At 65.1% G+C, this 18,524-nt stretch carries 22 protein-coding genes; 11 read left to right on the forward strand and 11 right to left on the reverse strand.

All coding sequences use genetic code 11. The annotated features are described in order from the left end of the window. The first annotated feature begins 48 nt into the window (after positions 1-48). The gene (locus CH274_RS28340) at positions 49-573 is read left to right on the forward strand and encodes a methylated-DNA--[protein]-cysteine S-methyltransferase (protein WP_094659544.1); all 525 of its coding nucleotides are present in this window, start codon (positions 49-51) and stop codon (positions 571-573) included. A gap of 67 nt (positions 574-640) precedes the next feature. Here CH274_RS28340 and CH274_RS28345 read toward each other — a convergent pair whose 3' ends face one another. Beyond that, positions 641-1,081, reverse strand: coding sequence for an LGFP repeat-containing protein (locus CH274_RS28345; protein ID WP_032397143.1), 441 nt, complete (start codon positions 1,079-1,081; stop codon positions 641-643). 429 nt (positions 1,082-1,510) lie between these two features. Further along, positions 1,511-2,800, reverse strand: a complete 1,290-nt coding sequence (locus tag CH274_RS28350; protein WP_032397149.1) for an adenylosuccinate synthase — start codon at positions 2,798-2,800, stop codon at positions 1,511-1,513. A 202-nt stretch (positions 2,801-3,002) separates the two neighbouring features. On the opposite strand from CH274_RS28350, the gene CH274_RS28355 reads away from it, so the two are divergent. The 3 genes from CH274_RS28355 (at position 3,003) to CH274_RS28365 (ending at position 5,024) form a co-directional block, all read left to right on the forward strand. After that, positions 3,003-3,668, forward strand: a complete 666-nt coding sequence (locus tag CH274_RS28355) for a hypothetical protein (protein ID WP_032397150.1) — start codon at positions 3,003-3,005, stop codon at positions 3,666-3,668. Beyond that, positions 3,665-4,438 (forward strand): site-2 protease family protein, encoded by a 774-nt coding sequence (locus tag CH274_RS28360; protein WP_045198668.1) that lies wholly within the window; start codon positions 3,665-3,667, stop codon positions 4,436-4,438. The genes CH274_RS28355 and CH274_RS28360 overlap by 4 nt, the downstream gene beginning before the upstream one ends. 118 nt (positions 4,439-4,556) lie before the next feature. Beyond that, entirely contained in the window at positions 4,557-5,024 is a 468-nt protein-coding gene (locus tag CH274_RS28365; RefSeq protein WP_176459341.1) for a pyridoxamine 5'-phosphate oxidase family protein, read from the forward strand. On the opposite strand, the gene CH274_RS28370 is transcribed toward CH274_RS28365, so the two are convergent. From CH274_RS28370 to CH274_RS28380, 3 genes are all read right to left on the reverse strand, one after another. Further along, positions 5,014-5,943, reverse strand: a complete 930-nt coding sequence (locus CH274_RS28370; protein WP_094630970.1) for a cation diffusion facilitator family transporter — start codon at positions 5,941-5,943, stop codon at positions 5,014-5,016. The genes CH274_RS28365 and CH274_RS28370 overlap by 11 nt on opposite strands. A 78-nt stretch (positions 5,944-6,021) precedes the next feature. Then, a complete protein-coding gene (locus CH274_RS28375) occupies positions 6,022-7,089 on the reverse strand; it encodes an FUSC family protein (protein WP_094614127.1) in 1,068 nt (355 codons plus the stop codon). A gap of 64 nt (positions 7,090-7,153) precedes the next feature. Then, a complete protein-coding gene (locus tag CH274_RS28380) occupies positions 7,154-7,570 on the reverse strand; it encodes a DUF3151 domain-containing protein (RefSeq protein WP_032397398.1) in 417 nt (138 codons plus the stop codon). Between the two features lie 149 nt (positions 7,571-7,719). Here CH274_RS28380 and CH274_RS28385 point away from each other — a divergent pair, with 149 nt between their 5' ends. Then, a complete protein-coding gene (locus CH274_RS28385; protein ID WP_094659545.1) occupies positions 7,720-8,511 on the forward strand; it encodes an Rv0361 family membrane protein in 792 nt (263 codons plus the stop codon). A gap of 87 nt (positions 8,512-8,598) precedes the next feature. Here CH274_RS28385 and fbaA read toward each other — a convergent pair whose 3' ends face one another. Beyond that, the gene (gene fbaA, locus CH274_RS28390; protein ID WP_094630972.1) at positions 8,599-9,639 is read right to left on the reverse strand and encodes a class II fructose-bisphosphate aldolase; all 1,041 of its coding nucleotides are present in this window, start codon (positions 9,637-9,639) and stop codon (positions 8,599-8,601) included. 323 nt (positions 9,640-9,962) lie between these two features. On the opposite strand from fbaA, the gene CH274_RS28395 reads away from it, so the two are divergent. Further along, positions 9,963-10,667, forward strand: coding sequence for a VTT domain-containing protein (locus tag CH274_RS28395; protein WP_045198665.1), 705 nt, complete (start codon positions 9,963-9,965; stop codon positions 10,665-10,667). A 28-nt stretch (positions 10,668-10,695) separates the two neighbouring features. Continuing rightward, a complete protein-coding gene (locus CH274_RS28400; RefSeq protein ID WP_094659633.1) occupies positions 10,696-11,391 on the forward strand; it encodes a DedA family protein in 696 nt (231 codons plus the stop codon). A gap of 31 nt (positions 11,392-11,422) precedes the next feature. On the opposite strand, the gene CH274_RS28405 is transcribed toward CH274_RS28400, so the two are convergent. The 4 genes from CH274_RS28405 to CH274_RS28420 form a co-directional block, all read right to left on the reverse strand. Beyond that, positions 11,423-12,559, reverse strand: a complete 1,137-nt coding sequence (locus tag CH274_RS28405; RefSeq protein WP_045198663.1) for a glycoside hydrolase family 76 protein — start codon at positions 12,557-12,559, stop codon at positions 11,423-11,425. A gap of 74 nt (positions 12,560-12,633) precedes the next feature. After that, positions 12,634-13,323 (reverse strand): TrmH family RNA methyltransferase, encoded by a 690-nt coding sequence (locus CH274_RS28410; RefSeq protein ID WP_179273147.1) that lies wholly within the window; start codon positions 13,321-13,323, stop codon positions 12,634-12,636. Further along, positions 13,320-13,979, reverse strand: a complete 660-nt coding sequence (locus CH274_RS28415; protein ID WP_306436616.1) for a DUF6636 domain-containing protein — start codon at positions 13,977-13,979, stop codon at positions 13,320-13,322. The genes CH274_RS28410 and CH274_RS28415 overlap by 4 nt, the downstream gene beginning before the upstream one ends. A gap of 86 nt (positions 13,980-14,065) precedes the next feature. Then, positions 14,066-14,854 carry an SDR family oxidoreductase gene (locus CH274_RS28420; RefSeq protein ID WP_218829245.1) on the reverse strand — a complete coding sequence of 263 codons (789 nt, stop codon included), beginning with the start codon at positions 14,852-14,854 and terminating at the stop codon, positions 14,066-14,068. 89 nt (positions 14,855-14,943) lie between these two features. Between CH274_RS28420 and CH274_RS28425 the strand changes: the two genes are divergently transcribed. Then, on the forward strand, positions 14,944-15,396 hold the full coding sequence (locus CH274_RS28425; RefSeq protein WP_032397157.1) for a hypothetical protein: 453 nt from the start codon (positions 14,944-14,946) through the stop codon (positions 15,394-15,396). On the opposite strand, the gene CH274_RS28430 is transcribed toward CH274_RS28425, so the two are convergent. After that, a complete protein-coding gene (locus CH274_RS28430) occupies positions 15,367-16,002 on the reverse strand; it encodes a lysoplasmalogenase family protein (protein WP_094659547.1) in 636 nt (211 codons plus the stop codon). The two genes, CH274_RS28425 and CH274_RS28430, sit on opposite strands and share 30 nt — an antisense overlap. Before the next feature lie 133 nt (positions 16,003-16,135). Here CH274_RS28430 and CH274_RS28435 point away from each other — a divergent pair, with 133 nt between their 5' ends. From CH274_RS28435 to CH274_RS28445, 3 genes are all read left to right on the forward strand, one after another. Next, on the forward strand, positions 16,136-16,732 hold the full coding sequence (locus CH274_RS28435; RefSeq protein ID WP_045198656.1) for an Rv1733c family protein: 597 nt from the start codon (positions 16,136-16,138) through the stop codon (positions 16,730-16,732). A gap of 74 nt (positions 16,733-16,806) precedes the next feature. Continuing rightward, entirely contained in the window at positions 16,807-17,268 is a 462-nt protein-coding gene (locus tag CH274_RS28440; protein ID WP_032397159.1) for a MarR family winged helix-turn-helix transcriptional regulator, read from the forward strand. Further along, a complete protein-coding gene (locus tag CH274_RS28445) occupies positions 17,265-18,491 on the forward strand; it encodes an MFS transporter (RefSeq protein ID WP_094659548.1) in 1,227 nt (408 codons plus the stop codon). Before CH274_RS28440 ends, CH274_RS28445 begins: the two co-directional genes overlap by 4 nt. The last annotated feature ends 33 nt before the right edge of the window (positions 18,492-18,524 follow it).

An 18,524-nucleotide genomic window follows, 5' to 3' on the forward strand; every position in this document is an offset into this window, starting at 1 on the left:
TGCGCATTCCACTGGACTGCCACACGAGGGCAGGTGGATACTGGACCGATGCCGAGCAGCACGCTCTTCGACACCTCCATCGGCCGTTGCGGAATCGCCTGGACCGACGACGGCGTGCTCGCCGTCGCCCTGCCCGAGCCGTCGGACGAGGCGATGCTGGACTATCTGAACCGCTTCGGCGCAGCAACAGGGCCTGTCGACGCGTTGGCGGCCGACGCGATCGCGCGAATCGTCGCCCTGCTCGATGGACGGACAGTCGACATGAGCCCGATTCCGCTGGTCCTCGACATCTCGGAATTCGACGCCTCGGTGTACACCGTGTGCAGCAGCATCCCCCGGGGCGCGACACTCACCTACGGCGACATTGCCCGCCGACTCGGCCACCCCGGTGCAGCCCAGGCCGTAGGCGGCGCGTTGGGACGCAACCCCGTGCCGATCATCGTCCCGTGCCATCGGGTACTCGGCGCAGGCACGGAAGTCGGCGGCTTCTCGGCACCGGGTGGCGCGAACACCAAACAGAAAATACTCGGCATCGAAGGAGTCCCAGGATTCGACGAGCCGACATTGTTCTGAGCCGCTTCATCGACGAACAAAACCGCGAGACCGAAGAATACGATCGAAACGGGGAGCAGGAAAGGATTCAGGCAGAAATACCGAGTGCGTCGATGGGAGCGTCCACCGCCGACACCAATTCAGCTTCCGGGCCCGGAGTCACATCGGATTCCTCGTGCCGACCACCGATGGTGAATGCACCCACCTCCGGCAACCACCCGATAGCTCCGCGTTGAAAGAGGTTGTAGCGACCGGATCCGGTGGGTGTCGGACGCTCGTTACTGATCGGATAGCCAAGTGCGCCATAGGGTCCCCCGTGACCGAGGTACCAGTCGAGGATCGGACCGTGCACTTCGTGCGCGCCACCCTCGGGAAGCGCGAAGACGGTAGCGTGCGTGAATTCGAGCATTCCCCCACCCTCGGGGCCGAGCATGAATTCACCGGCCTGAGCGCCGATCCATGGATGTTCGTATGCGAAGCGATCGAATTGGTAGCTGAAAACTTCCAATCCGTTGTAATTCTCAGTCATCGCTCGACCTTCCGTCGATTTACCTGGGCGCAATTATCCACGCAGGCGAGCAGATGTGCAGTTCGATTCCGACATATATGTGACGGCACTAATTCAAGAGCGCGAGAATTTCCGCCGGAATTTGTTCCGTCGCCGTCGGATCGATCACCGTTCGAGACCACGAATTGTCGGTGGCCGCCCGTTTCACGCTTTCGGTTTACTCGAAGACGCGATGTGCAAAGCTACCTGAAGTACGAAAAATGCCGCCTTGCAGCGAACTCCCCAGCAAGACGGTTCGACTACAGCGAACACAGTACTTTTTCACGCCGTTGTCCTACTGAATGCGCTGTTTCGACGCGTTGTCGAGAATCGGCTCCGGCCGGCATCTCCGGGCACGAAAAAGCCCCGAGGCCGCGTGGGCCTCGGGGCTTGGAGTTTCGCGTGGCCTGATTACCGCAGAATGTCCCGCCGAACGATGGTTTCGTCGCGGCCCGGTCCGACTCCGATGCACGACATGTACGCGCCCGAGAGCTCCTCGAGACGCAGGACGTAGTTCTGCGCGTTGATCGGCAGTTCCTCGAACGTACGGGCACCGGAGATGTCTTCCCACCAACCGGGCATCTCTTCGTAGATCGGCTTCGCATGATGGAAACCGGTCTGCGTCATCGGCATCTCGTCGTGGCGGACGCCGTCGACGTCGTACGCGACACAGATGGGCACCGTGTCCAGACTCGAGAGCACGTCGAGCTTGGTCAGGAAGTAGTCGGTGATGCCGTTGACGCGGGTGGCGTACCGCGCGATGACGGCGTCGAACCAGCCCGTGCGTCGTGCCCGCCCGGTGGTGACGCCAACCTCGCCGCCCTGCTTGGCCAGGTATTCACCGTGATTGTCGAACAGCTCCGTCGGGAACGGGCCCGAGCCGACACGCGTCGTGTAGGCCTTCAGGATGCCGAGGACGGTCCCGATCTTGTTGGGGCCGATGCCGGAACCGACCGATGCGCCGCCCGCCGTCGGGTTGGAGGACGTGACGTACGGGTACGTGCCGTGATCGACGTCGAGCAGAGTGCCCTGCGATCCCTCGAGCAGAATCGTCTCGCCGCGCTCGAGAGCCAGGTTCAGCTGCAGCCTGGTGTCGGTGATGCGGTGCTTGAAGCCCTCGGCCTGCTCGAGCACCTCGTCGACGACCTGCTGCGAGTCCAGCGCCCGCCGGTTGTAGATCTTCGAGAGCACCTGGTTCTTGAATTCCAGTGCAGCCTCGACCTTTTGGGTCAGGATCTTCTCGTCGAGCACATCGGCTGCCCGGACGCCGACACGAGCGAGCTTGTCCTGGTAGCACGGCCCGATGCCGCGGCCGGTGGTTCCGATCTTCTTGGCTCCGAGGAAGCGTTCGGTCACCTTGTCGATGGCCACGTGGTACGGCATGATCAGGTGCGCATCGGCGCTGAGCAGCAGGTTCGTGGTGTCGACGTCACGCTTCTCCAGGCCGTCGAGTTCGGTGAGCAGCACACCCGGGTCGACGACGACGCCGTTGCCGATGACGTTCTTCACGCCGGCTGTGAGGATTCCCGACGGGATCAGGTGCAGCGCGAACTTGTCGCCGTTCGGGAGAACCACGGTGTGGCCGGCGTTGTTGCCGCCCTGGTAGCGAACGACCCACTGGAGTCGTTCACCGAAAAGGTCGGTGGCTTTGCCTTTGCCCTCGTCGCCCCACTGGGCGCCGATCAGGACTATCGCCGGCATGTGCTCTCCTACGTTGCTTTCGTGCGAGGACGTGCTGCAGATATTGCTCGATCGAACGCAGCCGTCACCAATTGCCGCAGGCGCGACAGTGGCCGGGGGAACAGTCTAGCCGAGGCGGTGAGCTGGCCCGCATGCCGCTACGGTGGAGCCGAAACGAGGGCACTATGGTCGTTCGAGGGTTCACCGATGATCTAGGAGCGCCGTGACACCGTTCGTTCTGCACTGCGGAAACCCGCCGTTGCCGATCACGCTGACCGACGTCCCATTGCGCAACGCCGATGCCGTGCCCACCGACGACGACTGCAACGCACTGTTCGCCGACATCGAATCGGCCCCCGCACCGCGCATCATCGTGTTGGGCGACGACGCCTCGCTGGCCGCGGTCCTGACCAGGTTGATGCGCACCGAACGCCTCCACATCGAGGTCGCGTTCGTGCCCGATACCGCGACCAACGCCGCCCACATCTACAAGCTCGGCACCGGATCGCGCGCGGCCAAGGTGGCACTGACCGGCACGGCGTCGAGCACGCCCCTCATCCGCGACGACGCGGGCAAGGCCGTTGTCGGGCGGGCTCTGCTCGGCGGCGGTGGCGGCGCGGACCTCGAAGGCGAGGCGTACGTCGACGACACTCGGTTGTTCTCCGGAGTCGTTCCCGGCGTCGAGGTGGCACCGACCCCGGAGCTACCGGGCCTTCGTGCGCGGGTGATCAGCCGTCGACGACTGCTGCCGCGCCGCTGGGTGAGCGGACGCGCGATGCAGCTCGGCTCCCCCGCCGCAGACCTGATGCGCGACGGCATTGCCGGCGACAGAACAGTCAAGCGGTCGACGTTCTACCGTCACCACGAAGAGTGGTTGCTGGTCCGATGACCGTTCCGGTGCGCCGCAGTCCCGTTCTGCCGAGCCCGGTGTTCGTGGCCGTTCTCGCCGTTGCAGGAGTGGGCGGCGCGCTGGCGTGGACTGCGGAGGACGTCACCTCTCTCACCGCCCGACTCGGGGTGTTCGTGCTGGTGCTCGCCGGGTGGATCGCCTCGGTGTGCCTGCACGAATTCGGGCACGCGTACACCGCATTTCGGGCCGGCGACCGCGAAGTCGAACTCCGCGGCTATCTGACGCTCAACCCGCTCAAGTACACCCACCCGTTGCTTTCGATCGTGCTGCCGGTGCTGTTCATCGCGATCGGCGGAATCGGGCTTCCGGGCGGTGCCGTGTACCTGCGAACCGACCGATTCTCGGCGTCGACTCAGCGGCGCATCGCTCTCGCCGGACCGTTCGCCAACGCCGTTGTCGCCGTGGTCCTTCTGATCGTCATTCGGATGTTCGGCACCGACGGCACCCATCAGGCCTTCTGGTACGGGCTCAGCTTCCTGGCGTTCCTGCAGATCATGGCCACGATCCTGAACCTGATTCCGGTGCCCGGACTCGACGGATACGCCGCACTCGAACCCTCGCTCTCACCCGCCACCCGCGCCTCGCTGAACCAGTTCAAGGGTTACGGAATCCTCGTTCTCGTCGCGTTGCTGTTCGTGCCCGCGGTCAATTCCGCCTTCTTCGGGGCGATCTACACCCTGTTCGGGCTGTCCGGTGTTCCCGAGTTCTTCGCAGGCAACGGAAACTACCTGATGCGATTCTGGCTGTGACCCGAGCGCCGGGCAGGACTGCACGACACCGACCGTGACCGACGGGATTTCCGTCGCTTTCGAGAAGTTGTGTGCAGCAATTCCCGATTCGGTCGGTGGCGGGTCGCATAATTCCCCCATGACGACGTGGAACGACTTCTCGACAGCCGCCCCGAACCTGGCCTCGGCAGTGCAGGCCAGGTTCACCGCCCACAAACACCACGTACTCGCCACACTTCGGGCGGACGGCTCACCGCGCGTGAGCGGCACCGAGGTCGAGTTCGCCGACAGCGGTGTGCTGCGCCTCGGTTCGATGCTGGGGGCAGTCAAAGCACGAGATCTGCAGCGCGACGGACGGTTCGCGCTGCACAGCAATCCGGGTCACCATTCGATGGAGGGCGGGGACGCGAAGATCGGCGGCCGTGCCGTCGAGATCACCGATCCTGCTGTGCTGCAACCGATATTCGACGCCACACCGGGTGAACTGGTGCCGTACCACGTGTTCGACCTCGACATCACCGAGGTCGTCCTGACGTCACTGGTGGACGATCACATGCAGATCGACGTGTGGCGTCCCGGCTCCGAGGTGCACACCGTCACCAGGTGAGCTCTTCCTTGCAGGTCCGGCCGTGCGCGGTAGGTTCGACCTGGACCGTGGCGTGGTCGAGACCGTAGGCGGACAGCAACGACCGGGCGCGATCGAGCACCATCGACGACGACCCCTCGCACTCGAGATGCACTGTGGCCACGTCCATTCCGGTGGTCAGCGTCCACACGTGCAGGTCGTGAACCCCCGTCACGCCCGGCAGCGCGCTCAGGTCGCCGGTCAATGCGTCGACGTCGACGTGCCCCGGACTGGCCTGGGTGAGAATGCGCAGTGCCGAGCCGGCGAGCTTGATCGCGCGCGGGATCACCCACAGGGAGATCAGGACACCGACGACGATGTCTGCCCAGGTCCACCCGAACACGACCATCAGCACGCCGGCGACGAGCACCCCGACGCTGCCGACCGCATCGGCCAGAACCTCCATGTACGCACCGCGGACGGCCAGGGAATCCTTGGCGTCGCCGCGAATGAGCAGCATGACGACGATATTGGCCGCGAGACCGGCTGTCGCAGTGAGAATCAACGGAACACCGGGGATTTCGGGAGCGTCGCCGATGCGCGAGACCGCCTCGTACATGATGAACGCCGCAACACCGAGCAGCAGAACGGCATTGGCGATGGCGGTCAACACTTCCGCCCGATGCCAGCCGAAAGTCCTTGCCGCTGCAGCACTTCCCTTGCGGGCGAGCACGAGTGCGATCAAGCCCATCGTCATGCCGAGCACATCGGTGAGCATGTGGCCCGCATCGGCGAGCAGGCCGAGCGAGCCGATCGCCACGGCGACGGTCGCCTCGACGACGAGAAACACCACCAGGATCGCGAGGGCGACGATCATCTTGCGAACGCGGGACCTGGGTGGCCCCGCACCCGCAGGCGTGTGTCCGCCCACGCCGTGGCTGTGCCCGTGACCCGCGCCCATGACTCCCCCTCGTGACTGCATCGACTTCCGGGAGTCACCATATGCGTACATACGCATATATGCAATGGTGTCCTCGGGTCACAACTCCGGAGGGACGTGCGGGTGCTTCACCGTCGGCGGAAGCGTCGCCAACGCAGAGATACGCTTGAGCCCGGCAACCTGCAGCAGGTCGACGATGATCGACCGCAACTGCGCCAGGACCACCGTTGCCGACAGACCGGCGTTCGAGATCAACTCCGGTTTCGCACCGGCCGCAACCGACCGCAACACTCGTGCAGCCTCTGCCGCATCCGGCTTCTGACCCGGATCGGCAAGGATCATCTGCCGCAGGACCTCCACCGCATGCGCCAATTTCTCCACTTCGTCGACGACGCGCGGATCGAGGATCTCGTCGTCGCGCACCAGCGTCAGCGACCGTCGCGCGAGCACCCGAATGTTGCGGACGGCGTTGTCGATGGGATCGGCCGTCGCCGCCAGCGACGCCAGACGGTTGCGGTGATTCCAGTACATCGGCGAGATTCGCGCGATCTCCCGGCCGCCCTTGAGATCGGTTCGCAGAGCATCGATACCCGACTGCGTCGCACGCGCCTTACGCAGCGCCTCCTCGATCGGCTTGGGATCGTTCGCCACCAAGCCGTCGGCCACCTTCTGCAACACACTCGCAGCCGTGGCCAACACACTCGCCGCATCCTTGCGGGCCCGCCACACCGGGTGCGTCGGGATCAACGCCACGATCGCGATGCCCACCAGACCACCGACCAACGCGTCGACCATGCGGTTGGGGCCACCCATGTTGCCGGGCGGGATGAGCGTCGCCACCAGCACCGCGGACGATCCGGCCTGCATCGCGATGATCGGCCCGCCGTCGAGGAACACCGCTGCCGACATCGCCAGCACCACGACCAGAGCGATCTGCCACGGCCCGCTACCGATCAGCGAGATGAGCAGATCCCCGATGCCGATGCCCACCGTCACTCCGACGACGAGCTCGGCCGATCGGCGCAGGCGAGCACCGAGCGAGACGCCGAGCGAGACTACAGCGGCGATGGGTGCGAAGAACGGGCTCTCGTGACCGACGATGTCCGTCGCCACGAACCACGCCACTCCCGCAGCCAACGCGCACTGAATGATCGGCAGCAGCGACAACTTCAGCCGAGCACTGCCCGACTTCAGCCGGGTTCGACCCCGCGCCCGGCTGGCGCGAGCCCGATCAGCCCAGGCCGAGCGCTTCTGCTGCCTTGGGGTCACAGTCTTCGAGGAGGTCGAGGCAGCGGGCGTACTCGTCGTGCTCGTTGATGTCGCGGGCCGCTTTGGCAAGGACTGCGACGCATCGGAGGAATCCTCGGTTGGGCTCATGGCTGTACGGGACCGGCCCGAATCCCTTCCATCCATTACGACGCAACTGGTCAAGACCTCGGTGGTAGCCGGTACGAGCGTAGGCGTACGCCGTGATGGTGGCTCCCGACTCGAGCGCCGCCTCGGCCAGGTAGGCCCACGCAATGGACGCCGTCGGATGCGCCGCCGCGACGGTCTCGGGTGCCTCGTGGTTCAGCAGCGCGGATTCGGCCTCGTCGTCGCCGGGCAACAGTGTGGGTTGGGGTCCGAGCAGATCACCGAAAGAAGTCATGGCGCTCATTGTGCCCCTACGTCACCGAATCGTGTCCGAACACCCCCGGTGGCGCTCGCGCCGAGCGCCCGACACGGTCGATAGGCTGCCAGCTGACGAAATCGAGAACACGTGAGTTCTCGCAGGATTCGGTGAACGAGGGAGAATGCATGCCGGACGAGAACAAGAAGGCGTCCTCCGAGGCCGATGCAGCCACCGAGAAGATCGATCTCCGCAAGAAGAAGCAGGCCGACGAGCCGGCCGACGCAGCCACCGAGAAGATCGCCACTGCTCCGGCCGAGGAACCGGCCGCAGCGGAATCGAAGCCCGTCGCAAAGCCGACCGCGGCCCCGCGTCGTATCCCGCCCCGAAACCCGTCCGAGAATCGGACCAAAGATGTTGCGGTTGAGAAGAAATCACCCGCCGCCGTGCCACAACCAGTCGGGCCGAGAAGGATCGAACCGCAGAAACCAGGGTCGAAGCAGGTCGGTCCCCAGCGCATCGGACCCGACCCGACGGAACCCGGCACACCGAGTCACAAGAAGTGGTGGGCGGCGCTGGTGGCCGCAGTTGTCGTGATCGGGGCAGTGGCCGCCGGTGCATACCTGCTGATCGACCGCCCGAGCGTCGACGACTCCCCGGAGGCCCGGATCAGGACGACCGTCGAGTCGTTCACCAAAGCCTTGGCCGTCGGCGACCTCGCCACACTGCGCAGCACCTCGTGCGGTGACCTGGCGACGTTCTACCGAGACATCCCCGACGCGGAATTCGCCGACGTCCATCGCGTCTCGCTCGAGCAGGGCAACATCCCCACCGTCGACAGCATCGACGCCATCCAGGTCGGTGACGACGACACCGCGATCGCTCAGGTGATCGCGCACACCGATGCGAACCCGAACGACCGCTCCCCGCGCACCTTCGACCTGCGCCTCGACGGCGACCAGTGGAAGGTGTGCAACTGACCACCCAGGTGAGCGGCGGAGCCTGCGGGTCGTTCCGCAGGCTCCACTCCTACCTCGTAGCCTGCTACGAAGTTCCGCTCACGGGGATCAGCCGGCGCTGACGCTGCGACCGGCGGACTTGAGGTCGTTGCAGGCCTCGACGACACGGGCCGCCATACCGGCCTCGGCCTTCTTGAGGTAGCTGCGCGGGTCGTAGGCCTTCTTGTTGCCGACCTCGCCGTCGACCTTGAGCACACCGTCGTAGTTGGAGAAGAAGTGTCCGGCGATCGGACGGCTGAACGCGTACTGGGTGTCGGTGTCGACGTTCATCTTCACCACGCCGTACTCGAGCGCCTCTTCGATCTCGCTCTTCGCCGAACCCGATCCACCGTGGAAGACGAAATCGAAGGGCTTGGATCCCGAGGCCAGACCGAGCTTCTCCGACGCGACCCGCTGACCGTCTGCCAGCACCGACGGCTTGAGCTTGACGTTGCCCGGCTTGTACACGCCGTGCACGTTGCCGAAGGTCGCCGCCAGCAGGTAGCGCGAGCCCGCGTCGCCTGCGCCGAGGGCCTCGACCGTCTTGAGGAAGTCCTCGTTCGAGGTGTAGAGCTTGTCGTTGATCTCGGCCTCGACGCCGTCTTCCTCGCCGCCGACGACACCGATCTCGACCTCGAGAATGATGTTCGCAGCCGCAGCGCGGGCCAGCAGATCCTTGGCGATCTCGAGGTTCTCGTCGATCGGGATGGCCGAGCCGTCCCACATGTGCGACTGGAACAGCGGGTTCTTGCCTGCGTCGACGCGCTCCTGCGAGATCGCGATCAGCGGACGAACGTACGTGTCCAGCTTGTCCTTGGGGCAGTGGTCGGTGTGCAGAGCGATGGTGACGTCGTACTTGGCCGCGATCACATGCGCGAACTCGGCGAGCGCCACGGCACCGACGACCATGTCCTTGATACCGAGCCCGGAGCCGAACTCGGCTCCGCCGGTCGAGAACTGGATGATGCCGTCGCTACCCGCGTCGGCGAATCCCTTGATGGCGGCGTTGATGGACTCGGAACCCACACAGTTGATTGCCGGAAAGGCGAACTTGTGTTCCTTCGCCCGGCCCAGCATCTCGGCGTAGACCTCGGGAGTTGCGATAGGCACGGCGTCATTCCTCCATAGAAAAGTTCGGTTGTGTCCAGTGCAGTATGGCAACCTCCCGGCCCGGTGTCGTGCGTACCCGCGTCACCCCGGTCATTCCGCAGGCTCCACTCCCGCGCCCCTCCGGTCATTCCGCAGGCTCCACTCCCGCACCCCTCCGGTCATTCCGCAGGCTCCACTCCCGCTGACGTCGGCCGGGAGCGACGGCCCGTCGACGGTGCCGAACAAGCCATCACGTTCACAGCAGAGCGACACCATCTGTTCAGGACTTACCAGTTTCGGCCGGTAGTGTGGGCGCGGTGAGTCTCCTAGCTGCCTCGGAAACGATGACGACGAACCTGGCCCTGTTGCCGGGCTTTCTCGACCCGGTGAACCTGCTCAACTCCTTCGGGCACTGGGTGTTGATCGGGCTGCTGCTGGTGGTCTTCATCGAGTCCGGGCTGCTGTTTCCGCTGCTCCCAGGCGATTCCCTCCTCTTCACGGCCGGGTTGATCGCCGCGTCGAAGTCCACCGAGATCGAGCCGTTCGCGTCCATCTGGACCCTCGTCGTTCTGATCCCGATCGCGGCCATCCTCGGCGACCAGGTCGGCTATCTCATCGGCACCAAGGGTGGCGCGGCCCTGTTCAAGAGCAACGATTCGCGATTCTTCAAGAAGAAGTACATCGACGAGTCGCACCTGTTCTTCGAGAAGCACGGCCCGATCACCATCATCCTGGCGCGCTTCGTACCGATCGTGCGTACGTTCGCACCGGTCGTCGCCGGTGCGTCGCACATGAAGTACTCGCTGTTCCTCACCTACAACGTCGTCGGCGGCGTCCTCTGGGGCGCGGGCGTGACGGTGCTGGGGTACCTGCTCGGGCAGATCGCGTTCATCCGCGAGCACGTCGACATCATCTTCCTGATCATCGTCGCCGTCTCCGTCCTCCCCATCGTCGCCGAGGTCGGCAAGCGCATGATCAAGGCCCGCAAGACCCCGCTCGGGGAGGCGGCCGACGTGATCGAGGCCGACGCCCCGGACACCAAGTCCTGATCGAGACCTTCCGAAAGTGATCGAGTCCATGTCGTCGATTACCACTGCGCTGTCGACCGAGTCCATCCAGGCCGCCGGCAGTTTCGGTCCGTTGGAGACAGCGGGCCCACTCGTCGTGTGGATCGTCGTGATGACCTTCGTGTTCATCGAATGCGCAGTGATCATCGGGTTGTTCCTGCCCGGAGACTCGATGTTGATCACGGCAGGAATCGTGATGGCGACCCACGCGTCGGGCACCGGTCACATCTGGGCGCTGTCGCTCGGTGCGATGGTCGCCGCCATCGCAGGCAACCAGGTGGGCTATTCGATCGGCCACCGCACCGGCTCGACTCTGGTGGCCCGCAAGAACGGCAAGTATCTCAACACCAAGAACCTGCACAAGGTCAATCTTCTGCTCGAGAAGCACGGTTTCTGGGCGGTGCTGGTCGCGCGGTGGATCCCCTGGGTCCGCACCCTGTGCCCGCTGGTCGCAGGTGCTGCGAAGATGGATCACCGCAAGTACACGATCGCCAGCACTCTCGGTGCCATCATCTGGGCTCCGGTGCTGCTGCTGATCGGGTTCTACTTCGGGTCGTTCATCGAGGGCATCCCCTGGCTGATGCCCGCCGTCCTCATCGGCATGGTGGTGCTGCTCGTCGTCGGAACCGGTCTCGGTATCTGGCAGTACCGCAAGGAAATGGCACGGCCCGAAGAGACCATCGAGGTCGAAGAGGTCGTCGAATAGGTTCTGCGTCGGTCCGCTCCGACGACGTGTTCTAGAAACCCGCAGCCGAGACTCGGTAGGCCGCTTCCATCAGCATCCAGCCGCCTAGCTGCACCGAGAAATCCCGTTCGGGCACATCGGACGGTCGGACCGTGCCCTCGGTGAAGGTGGCGATGTGCAGGCCTTGCCCCGGGAAGCGGGCTTCGCGGGTCCAGTCGGCTCCGAACAGTGGATTGTCTTCCACTTCGAGACGGTTCTCCCACGCCGACTCGGCCGAGTTCAGCACGATCGCCGCAGCGAGTTCGCGTGCCCGGTCGTCGGCGTCCGAGTCTCCGGGTAGCTCCACCGCGACCATCGCCAGGTAGCGCGCGAGGATCGGGTTGAACAGGCCGCCGTCTCCCCCACCGCCGCCGGTGACGACGAGGTTGCGGGTCAGGTGGTTGTCGACGGCGTCGACCAGGGCATGGACTCGCTCGGCGTGCCGGGGTTCTCCGAGTCGGACAGCGAGTTCGGTCTCGAGGCCCAACGTGACGCCCTGGCAGTAGCTGTACACGGCGCGTTCCATCTCGCCGGTCTTTCCGGCGTCGACGAGTGCACGAGTGGAATGCATTCCGTCCAGAACGAGCCCCGTACGCGGGTCCTTGAGGGTGCGGTCCATCCAATCGGCCATCTCCTGGGCACGCCACAGCCGACCGGTGCGGGCCAGCAGGATCGCGGCCGGGCCGTTGGCGGGTGCGTTGTAGAAGTCCGACTTCTTGCGCCACGGAATGCCGCCGCCCTCGGCCGGAGCCCAGGCGTCGAACAATTCCATCTCGATCTGCTGGATGCCACCGCGATTGCCGACGAAATGCTGCCGCTGCGCGCGTTCGAGCGCCAACCCGAGCCACGCCATGTCGTCGTAGTAGTTGTTGGTCCACCCGCTGACGTTGCGGGTTCGGTGCGCTCGGGTGATCTTGTTCAATCGCCGACGGCGCTTGGCGGTGAGGTCACGATCGGCGGCGTCGACCGCGCAATCGAGCAGGTGGGCCTGCCACCAGTAGTGCCAACGCAGGAACATCCGTTCCGAACGCGCCGGTGGCCAGGCGACGACTCCCAACGCCGTGCCCGGCAGCCCCCACAGCCGACGCATGTGCCGCGCGACGACGGCCCCCTCCGCAGCGTCCGCACGCTGCGACCACAACTCCTGCATAGCCGCAATCCTGCCACTACCGTTGCCGATTCGTTACATCCCGCCCCGGAAACCCCCTCGGACAGCGCTGCGACTCACCACGCTGCATCGAGATCCGCGTGCCGCCGAATCCACGAGTGCATCGCAATCCCGGCGGCAACACCTGCATTGATGCTGCGCGTGGAACCGAATTGCGCGATCGATACCGTCATCGAAGCCGATTCGCGGGCACTGTCGGTGACACCCGGTCCCTCCTGACCGAAGAGCAGCAGACAGTGACGCGGCAACTCCGCGGTCTCGATCGGTACCGACCCAGGGGTGTTGTCGACGGCCACGACCACAAGGCCCTGCTCGGCCGCGAACGCCATCAGCGCCTCCACCGAGTCGTGGTGATGGATGTGCTGGTAGCGGTCGGTGACCATGGCACCGCGACGGTTCCACCGACGACGTCCGACGATGTGGACCGCCTGCGCGGCGAAGGCGTTCGCGGTGCGCACCACCGTCCCGATATTCGCGTCGTTGGTGAAGTTCTCGATGGCGACGTGCAGCGAATGCCGTCGGGTGTCGATGTCGGCGACGATCGCCTCGCGTCGCCAGTAGCGGTAGGCGTCGACCACGTTGCGGCGATCTCCGCCCGCGAGCAGGTCCGGGTCCAATCGCGGATCGTCGGGTGGCGGTTCGGTGTGCGTGTCGAACCACGGTCCGACGCCGTTCGGGTTCTCACCCCACTCGGTGGGGCCGGCATCGTCCGACGACGATTCGCTGCCGATCGTGTTCTCGCTCAATAGACTTCGTTGCTGTCCGGTGCGATGCGGAAGCCGTGCCCGGTTGCGTCGTCGACGCACGAGATGCCGTTCTCGGCGGACGTGCAGGTGAATCCGTTCTCGGAGATGCTCGCTCCGACCGCCAGCGGTGGATCGATCGTCTCGCCGCCCGAGGTGTAGACCACACCGCCGGAACACATGAACGCCGCCGGGCCATCGTTGGTGACACGAATACCGTTGCCCCAGTTGATCATGCAGTCGTCGGGCCGCGGCGGCACCGGGGTGGTGGTGCCCTGACACCCGGCCTCGACACGACTGGAGAGCGGCACGATCCCGCACTGGAACAGACCGTCGGGGGAACTGAAGTAGTACGCACCGCCGATGGCGGCGTACGTCGTCTGCGGTTCCGCGGTGGGCGGCGGCTCCACCGGAGGCGGGGGCGGCGGCAGTGGCACTTCCGTGGTCGTCACGGGCGCAGGAGTGGTGGTGGTCTGCGTCGTCGTCGGCACCGGAGTCGTGGTCGACGCAGGCGGTGGAGGCTGGGCAGCGGACTCACTGCTGCAGCCGACGAGAACGAGCGCCGTACCGACCCCGATTCCCACCAACCAGGCTCGTGCCCAACCCATTTGCCGTGCTCTGCTCGATCGCTGCCCGCTCGCACCCCACGTAATCGGCATGAAGAAACCCCGACCCACCTTTCGACATCGACTGCTCGAAAGACCGACGATACCGGCGCAGTGCCGGCATCGTCCGGCGAGGAGATCTAGGTGTGGCTCAGACGCCGGTTGACCTCGCGAGTGAGCCATGCGGGCGAGAAGCGCGAGCCGAGCGAGAGTGCCTTGGACGGCAGGCCGACCGGGAAATGCACCTTGTGCAACCGACGCTTCACCGGACGAGTCGCGTCGAAGATCGCGTCGGACACGTCCTTGACGGTGAGCTTGATACCCAACGAGCTCGTGGTGCCCGTCGACACGCCCTGCGTCATCGCCGTTTGGACGAACAGCGGCCACATGGCCTTGACCGAGATGTCGTACTTGCTCCACTCGAGATCCAACGCCTCGGTGACGCCGCGCACCGCGAACTTGGTCGCGCCGTAGGTCACCAACTCGGGCTGACCGTAGATGGCCGACGCGGAACACAGGTTGACGACCTGCGCGCCTGCGGTGTCCTTGAGGTACGGAAATGCCGCGAGGGTGCCATAGATGACCCCGTTGAAGTTGATGTCGATCTGACGACGATGCACCGACAGCGGCATGTCCTCGAAAGCGCCCGCGGCGAGAATTCCGGCGTTGTTGATCAGAATGTCGAGTCGACCGTCACCCTCGGCGACGAACTCCTTCAGCCGGGTTTCCCACTGGTCGGAGTTGGTTACATCCAAGATGCCGGTGACGACGCGGCCGCTGAGCGAGGCAGCTTCCTTGCCGAGCGATGCCAAGCCGGTCTCGTCGATGTCGTATGCACCGACGAGGTAGCCGTTGGCCGCGAACTTGAGAGCCGTCGCGCGGCCGATACCGGCAGCTGCGCCTGAGATGAAGACAGTTGGTCGAGTCACATCGATCACCGTACATGTAACCCTACTTACCGGTAACCCCCTATCGTCGAATATCGAACAGTCGCCTCCGGCGACCCAGGAGCACCGAAGTGAACAACGCGAGAATCGTGCGAGCAGTCGTCGTAGTGACGATCGGATACGCCATCGTGCTGGCGATCTGGATCGGCTGGCTGATGAAGCGAACCCCGCCCGGGACGCTTCCGTACCAGCTGGCGGCCCTGGTCGCCGGATTCGGCGCGGCCCTCGGCCTGGCCATGATGCTCGCGGGACGACCGACGCGTGAGCAGAAGGAACTGATCGAACACGGCGTCGAAGGATGGGCGACGGTCGATGCGATCCGTCGCATCGACGAGAACACCGCCGAGTTGGACCTCGAATTCACCGTGCCCGGCTCGAGCAGCTACTTCGGCAAGATCGTCTACGACGTCCCCCGCTCGGACACCTCGCGGTTCGAGCCGGGCACCGTCATCGCCGTTCGCGTCGACCCCGCCCACCGCGAGCGAGTGCTGCTGCTACCCCGAAGCGAGGGCTTCGACGAGTAGGACCTGCGCCGCGACGTAGGTCGACAGGACTATGGCCTCCGCGGTCCGCCGCTGACGATCCTCGGTCAGGAACAGTCGGCGGAAGACGATCAGTGCGTCGGATGCAGTGAACAAGGCACCGCCGATCATCAGCCGTCGATCGCCGCCGTGGGAGACAGAACGAGCAGACAGGGTCGACGTGGTCGCGAGCACCGCACCGTACGCGATCAGGGTCGACGCCACCGCGGGCTGTCGCCTGGCCAGTAGCGTCGCCGCGGCCGCCCATCCGGCGTACCGCGGAACGGCGTCGATCAGTGCCGGACGCGCACCCTTGCGGTACAGCAGATACGTATAACTGCCCTGCATCACGGCGAACGCACGCGCACCCCATTCCAGAGCGGAGTCGTCGTCCGGGTCGATCAGCAGAACGTCGCCGATCGTTGCCGCCGCGAGACCAGCCGTGAGCACCCGATCTCGGCCCGGATCGAGGCCGCTCGCCAGGGCCGGGACTATCAGAGGCTTGGCCATGCGCTGCAACGGTATCGACCCCGTCCAGGCACCGACCACGGTCACCGCACCCGCTACCAGCGCGGCCGCCCGAGCCCGCCGAACCCGACCGACAACCATCGCAGACCTCCACCCGAACATCTCGTCACAGTGAGCATCACATGTGACGCTGACCCCTATCGCTTGATACTCGCAGGTTGCGTCGCCATCGTGGAAAGGTCGGTCGGATCATTTCGAGGCAGTGGGGACCAGCATGCGCCGCAAACTCACCGGGCAGGACAGTTCGGGCCGCTCCGCGTTCGCAGGCCACCCCAACCCGTTGCTCCGCGACTGTGACGTTCGCCAGGCCCGCATCAAGCACTGGGTGACCGCACTGCTGATCCTCATGGTTCCGGTGTCGCTGTGGATCGGTGCCGCCGCCCACACCGATCAGCAACAGCGACTCGAGGACCAGAAGACCTCGATTCACCAGGTCACCGCGACCACCACCGCCGCCGCCGAATCCGCACCCGTCGCATCGACCGAATTCGGCGCGTCCGGCGCAGCGGCGACCGCCGTCGACTCACGGTGGGTCTACCGAGGCGTCGAGCACACCGGACGCGTCAGCGTGGACACCGGATCACCCGTCGGTACCACCACGCAGATCTGGGTCGACGACAGCGGCAACCCGAGCATGCGACCACTGACCTCGTCGGACGTCGTGGCCGCGTCGATCTTCAACACCATCGGTAGCTGGGTGCTCGTGGCATCGATTCTCATCGGCTTCCATCACCTGATGCGCTTTCGCTACGACGGTCATCGGGACGCCGAGTGGGACCGCGACATCGCCGCTCTCCTCCGCCAGTACTGACGCGACCCCCGGTGTCCTTCCGCAGGTCACCTGTGCCGTTGCATTAGATAGTTAGTGTATGTAACAATAAATCGGTGAGTCACTCCGACGCAGACATCCGGGACCTTCTGTCGCAATTGGTCACCAGCTCGTCACGTTTCGTCCGATTGGCCGCACGGTTCGGCAGCGACGAATGGCCGAGAGCGTGGATGCGGGCACTGTCGTTGCTCGAGGAATATCAGCCCCTGCGCATCAGCACGTTCGCCGAGCTGGACCGCTGCTCCCAACCGTCGGCGACGGCCTTGCTCGCCAAGCTGAGCAAGAGCGGCCTCGTCACCCGAACCGCCGATCCCGACGATTCCCGTGCCGTCCTCATCGAGATGACCGACGACGGCCACCGATGGCTCGCCGCGAGTCGACGCCACATCGTCGACGGACTGGTGCCGTACCTGTCCGACCGCGACCCGGAACAGATCCAGAAACTGACCGACGGACTGAGCGAGCTTCGCAGCATCCTCGAGCCCGTCGATCGCGGAATGAGAGGAACCTCTTCGTGACCACCAGCACCTCCCCCGAAAGCCTGCTGAAGCAACCGCGAGCGGTGTGGGCCGTCGCGTTCGCCAGCGTCATCGCCTTCATGGGCATCGGCCTCGTCGATCCCATCCTCAAGCCCATCGGTGAACAACTCGATGCCTCGCCGTCTCAGGTGTCGTTGCTGTTCACCAGCTACATGCTCGTGACCGGATTCGCGATGCTGATCACCGGGGTCGTGTCGAGCCGCTTCGGACCCAAGCGCACCCTGCTGGCCGGACTGGCGATCATCGTCGTCTTCGCGGCTCTCGCGGGCACGTCCGGATCGGTCGGCGAGATCATCGGTTTCCGCGCAGGCTGGGGACTGGGCAATGCCCTGTTCATCGCGACGGCGCTCTCGACCATCGTCGGTGCCGCATCGGGAGGTGTCGCTCGCGCGATCATCCTCTACGAGGCCGCTCTGGGTATCGGTATCGCCACCGGACCCCTCGTCGGTGGCGTTCTCGGCGGGTTCAGCTGGCGCGGACCGTTCTTCGGCGTTGCTGCACTGATGGCCGTCGCGTTCATCCTGCTCATCGTCATGCTGCCGGACACCCCGAAGCCCGCGCACACCACCTCGATCCTCGACCCGTTCCGCGCGCTTCGTCACCGCGGCCTGCTCACCGTCGGCATCACCGCGCTGCTCTACAACTACGGATTCTTCACCCTCCTCGCCTACACCCCGTTCCCGTTGGACATGGGCACGTACTCCATCGGCTTCATCTTCTTCGGCTGGGGCCTGTGCCTGGCGATCGCATCGGTGTTCGTGGCACCGAAACTGCAGCGGGCCTTCGGAACGCTGAACATGATGATGCTCGCGCTGCTGCTGTTCGCCCTCGACCTGGCCGTCATGGCGATGTTCACCGAGAACAAGATCGTCCTCATCGTGGGAACCGTCGTGGCCGGGCTGTTCCTCGGCGTCAACAACACGCTGATCACCGAGACCGTGATGATCTCGGCACCGGTCGAGCGCTCGACGGCGTCGGCGGCCTACAGCTTTGTTCGCTTCACCGGCGGGGCCGCGGCTCCTTACCTGGCCGGCAAATTGGGCGAGTCGAACATGCACGTCCCGTTCTGGGTGGGTGCCGCCTGCACTGCCCTCGCCATCGTGGTCCTGGCGACCGGCCGGAAGGTGCTCGCTCATGTCGACGACCACGAACCCGCACCTCACAGCATCGACGAGGCCCGGGCCGTGACGGTCGGCGACTGAAATACCTTCACCTGAACAGGTTTTCGCGGCGGT

The sequence above is a fragment of the Rhodococcus sp. 06-418-5 genome (genome assembly GCF_002258285.1).
Taxonomy (GTDB): domain Bacteria; phylum Actinomycetota; class Actinomycetes; order Mycobacteriales; family Mycobacteriaceae; genus Rhodococcoides.

Excerpts from the sequence above, each read along its gene's own strand:
- CH274_RS28340 (WP_094659544.1), top strand. The coding sequence starts at position 49 with ATGCCGAGCAGCACGCTCTTCGACACCTCCATCGGCCGTTGCGGAATC.
- CH274_RS28345 (WP_032397143.1), bottom strand. The coding sequence starts at position 1,081 with ATGACTGAGAATTACAACGGATTGGAAGTTTTCAGCTACCAATTCGAT.
- CH274_RS28350 (WP_032397149.1), bottom strand. The coding sequence starts at position 2,800 with ATGCCGGCGATAGTCCTGATCGGCGCCCAGTGGGGCGACGAGGGCAAA.
- CH274_RS28360 (WP_045198668.1), top strand. The coding sequence starts at position 3,665 with ATGACCGTTCCGGTGCGCCGCAGTCCCGTTCTGCCGAGCCCGGTGTTC.
- CH274_RS28365 (WP_176459341.1), top strand. The coding sequence starts at position 4,557 with ATGACGACGTGGAACGACTTCTCGACAGCCGCCCCGAACCTGGCCTCG.
- CH274_RS28370 (WP_094630970.1), bottom strand. The coding sequence starts at position 5,943 with ATGGGCGCGGGTCACGGGCACAGCCACGGCGTGGGCGGACACACGCCT.
- CH274_RS28380 (WP_032397398.1), bottom strand. The coding sequence starts at position 7,570 with ATGACTTCTTTCGGTGATCTGCTCGGACCCCAACCCACACTGTTGCCC.
- CH274_RS28385 (WP_094659545.1), top strand. The coding sequence starts at position 7,720 with ATGCCGGACGAGAACAAGAAGGCGTCCTCCGAGGCCGATGCAGCCACC.
- CH274_RS28395 (WP_045198665.1), top strand. The coding sequence starts at position 9,963 with ATGACGACGAACCTGGCCCTGTTGCCGGGCTTTCTCGACCCGGTGAAC.
- CH274_RS28400 (WP_094659633.1), top strand. The coding sequence starts at position 10,696 with ATGTCGTCGATTACCACTGCGCTGTCGACCGAGTCCATCCAGGCCGCC.
- CH274_RS28405 (WP_045198663.1), bottom strand. The coding sequence starts at position 12,559 with ATGCAGGAGTTGTGGTCGCAGCGTGCGGACGCTGCGGAGGGGGCCGTC.
- CH274_RS28415 (WP_306436616.1), bottom strand. The coding sequence starts at position 13,979 with ATGCCGATTACGTGGGGTGCGAGCGGGCAGCGATCGAGCAGAGCACGG.
- CH274_RS28430 (WP_094659547.1), bottom strand. The coding sequence starts at position 16,002 with ATGGTTGTCGGTCGGGTTCGGCGGGCTCGGGCGGCCGCGCTGGTAGCG.
- CH274_RS28435 (WP_045198656.1), top strand. The coding sequence starts at position 16,136 with ATGCGCCGCAAACTCACCGGGCAGGACAGTTCGGGCCGCTCCGCGTTC.